Source organism: uncultured Corynebacterium sp. (genome assembly GCF_902782855.1).
Lineage (GTDB): Bacteria > Actinomycetota > Actinomycetes > Mycobacteriales > Mycobacteriaceae > Corynebacterium.
In genome coordinates, this window is the sequence record NZ_CACZOO010000213.1 from 1 (window position 1) to 2,990 (window position 2,990).

Below are 2,990 nucleotides of genomic sequence, written 5' to 3' on the forward strand. Positions count from 1 at the left end.
CGTGTTGCACGCCCCCGGCATCCGTAAGCCATGTCGGTGAAATCCCTTCGGTCTGTGACTCGTTCAGTGACTCGTACTTCTCCGAGGTTACATCGACCGGCACCCTGATCCGTTAACCCGACTAGACTCGTGCACCGTGCAACTCAACCGGGAAACCATCCTCAACGCCTCCTTCGACATCCTCCACGAGTACGGGCTCGGCGACCTCAGCATGCGTCGCCTGGCCCGCAACCTCGAGGTCGCCCCAGGGGCTCTGTACTGGCATTTCCCGTCCAAACAGGCTCTCCTCGGTGCGGTGGCCGACAAGATCCTCGCCACTCCCGACGCGGTACCGGCCGACGTCACCTCCCCCGGGCTGGACACCGGGCTGGACACCGGGATCGACGCCGAGATCGACGCCTGGAGGGCCCGCGCCCTGGACGCGGCCGCCACGCTGCTCGACCGGCTGCTGTCCACCCGCGACGGCGCCGAGATCGTCTCCGCCGCCCTGGCCACCGGTACCCTGGAGCACAACCCGGTCGAGCCGGTGACCGTCGCGCTCGCAGGTGCACCCGGCGGCGACCCTGCCCTGGCCTCCTGGGTACTGGTGCGTTACCTGCTCGGTGCCGCCACTGAGTTGCAGACCGCCCACGCCACCGAGGACGCGGCGGTACCGGACACCGGGGCGGTGGTCCGCATTCTCGCCGGCGTGGAACTGATTCTCGACGGTGTGGCCGCATCCGCAGCCACACGGGGATAGTCACACAGGGAAAACACAGGGATAGAGGTACATACATGACCACGGTCACCGCCCACGGTGCCACGATCACCGTCGGCAGTTCCGGCGTCCACGTCGAACGCACTCCGATGGGCAGGACGCTCCTGCCGCCCACCCTCGATGTCACCCCGCGGGATCTCCGGGGGTGGTACCACCACGCGCCCACGGCCACGTCGCCGGGATGGATCCAGTTCTCTCTGGCTGATGCCGCAGAGCGGCCCGGCACCGTCGAACGCCCACTGCGCGGCTACCCGGCGACCCACGGTGCAACGAATGTCGTCGCCTTCGGCCCCGGCCAGCAGGACGCGTTCGTCGCCGCGAACGCCGCCCTGACCGCACTGCAGGGCGGCTATCCGGTCGACGGCCCCGGGGAATCCGCCGCAGCCACCGGGGACGCTCCCTTGTCTCTGTTCGAGCTGCCCGCAGAGCCGTCGCCGGAGGTCACTTCCGGTGCGTCTAAGGCCTCCCCGGCGTCCCCCGGGTCCCCCGCGTCCCCAGGTAAGCCGAAGAGCGGGGGCCGGGGCAGCTGGAAGCGCGTCTCCACCCCTGACGTCCTGCCCGAACCAGACCTCACCGCAGACGCCGACGGGCCGGTCTTCGGCCAGAACGTCACCGTCACCGGGGACTTCGAACCCTATGAGAAGGGCGAGGTGTGGGACATGATCGCCGCGGCCGGTGGCACCGTCGGCAAGAACGTCACGAAGAAGACCACCGTCCTCATCCTCGGCACCTGGGATTCGGTGACCAGCAAGGAGAAGCGGGCCCGGGAGTTGAAGGAGAAGGGCCAGGACATCCAGCTGTGGACCTTCGCCGAGTTCCTCGAGAAGATCGGGAAAACCGCGCGTCCGGAATTTTCCGAGGTGAAGGGAACCGACGCACCATTCTAGGGGTCTAACTACGGTATGGACTCCACAGAATCCGCCCTCCACCTCCTCCCTCTGCCGGACGGGGCCCACAATCACAGACCCGGCGACATCTGGACCGCCGGTACTCCCCTGCTCATCCCGCTGGGCGCGGGTCTGTCCACCGGCATCCGGAGGTCGGGGCCCGACGGCATCCGTGAACTGACCACCGACGACCTCCTCAGCGAGGACACCACCGTCGGTGAGCTGTGGGCGGACGCCGCCCTCACCATGCTCGCCACCCTCGGCCGTATCAGCGCCGTCCACGGCACCGCGCTGCGTCAACGTCGTCTCACCGACGGCATCCTGGAGATCGGCGTCATCGATGATCCTTTCCCCGCCGCCGGGCTCATCGCCCATCCCCTGCTGGTCCGTCCGACCCTCCGCGTCCTGCCGGAGGATCCGCGGGTCGCCGTCACCGCCACCGGGCGCCTCCTCGTCGTCTCCGGGGGCGCCGATCCGGTGGACTGTCCCGGCGGCGTTGCAGAGGAGGTGTGCGGCCCTGCCCTACCCCTGAGCGAGAGTGCCCTACTCTGAGTGTCATGGGTTCGCATGATTCCGCACTCCACCACTACGATGTCTGGCTCTCCGGGCATCCCACCGTCACCGACGACATCCGCCGCGTCCTCTCCGATGAACTCGATGACGCCGGTATCTCCTACGACCAGGTTTCGGTACGGATCAAGGACCGCCGCAGTTTCCTCACCAAACTCCGCAACCCGGACTTCCCCGAGTACCGGGACTTCGAGTCGGCCCATGATGTCATCGGTATCCGCGTCACGGTCTTCACCACCTCGGAGATTCCCCTGCTCGTCGGTGTGATGCGCAACCTCTTCGCGGTCGAGGATGTCGTCGACAAGGCCCGGAAGGCCAGGGCCGAGGGCAGCTTCGGCTACGCCTCCCGGCACGTCATCGCCAGGTTGGACCCCGACCGTCTGCCGGGCCTGGCAGGCACCGACCTCGACGGCCGTCTCGTGGAGATCCAGCTCCGGACCATTCTCCAGCATGCCTGGGCCGAGTTCGAACACGACATCCGCTACAAGAACCCCGACGGGGACCTGCCCGTCGAGGTCCATCGCGCCTTCACCCTCGCCGCGGGGCTCATCGAACTCGCCGACGGTCAGTTCGACGAGATCCAGCACATCGTCTCCAGTGAGGTGGACGCACCGGAGGACGCTGAGCTCACCGCCACCACACTGCCCGGCGTCCTCACGATGATCCTCGGCACCACCTTCCCCACGTCGAAGGCCGAGTACTACACCTTCGCCGTGGACATGCTCGCCGCCCACGGCATCACCACCATCGGTGAGCTCACCGTCCTCTGCGACTCC

General features: G+C 67.6%; 4 protein-coding genes. All 4 read left to right on the forward strand.

Going from position 1 to position 2,990, the window contains the following annotated elements; all coding sequences use genetic code 11:
• Positions 1-136: 136 nt before the first annotated feature.
• Positions 137-739, forward strand: a complete 603-nt coding sequence (locus tag QZV72_RS09180) for a TetR/AcrR family transcriptional regulator (protein ID WP_297007644.1) — start codon at positions 137-139, stop codon at positions 737-739.
• Positions 740-774: 35 nt separating this feature from the next.
• Entirely contained in the window at positions 775-1,644 is an 870-nt protein-coding gene (locus QZV72_RS09185) for a BRCT domain-containing protein (RefSeq protein ID WP_297007646.1), read from the forward strand.
• A gap of 15 nt (positions 1,645-1,659) precedes the next feature.
• Positions 1,660-2,196 (forward strand): hypothetical protein, encoded by a 537-nt coding sequence (locus QZV72_RS09190; RefSeq protein ID WP_297007647.1) that lies wholly within the window; start codon positions 1,660-1,662, stop codon positions 2,194-2,196.
• Between the two features lie 5 nt (positions 2,197-2,201).
• Positions 2,202-2,990: GTP pyrophosphokinase family protein (locus tag QZV72_RS09195; RefSeq protein WP_297007650.1), on the forward strand; the 789-nt coding region annotated here is incomplete at its 3' end.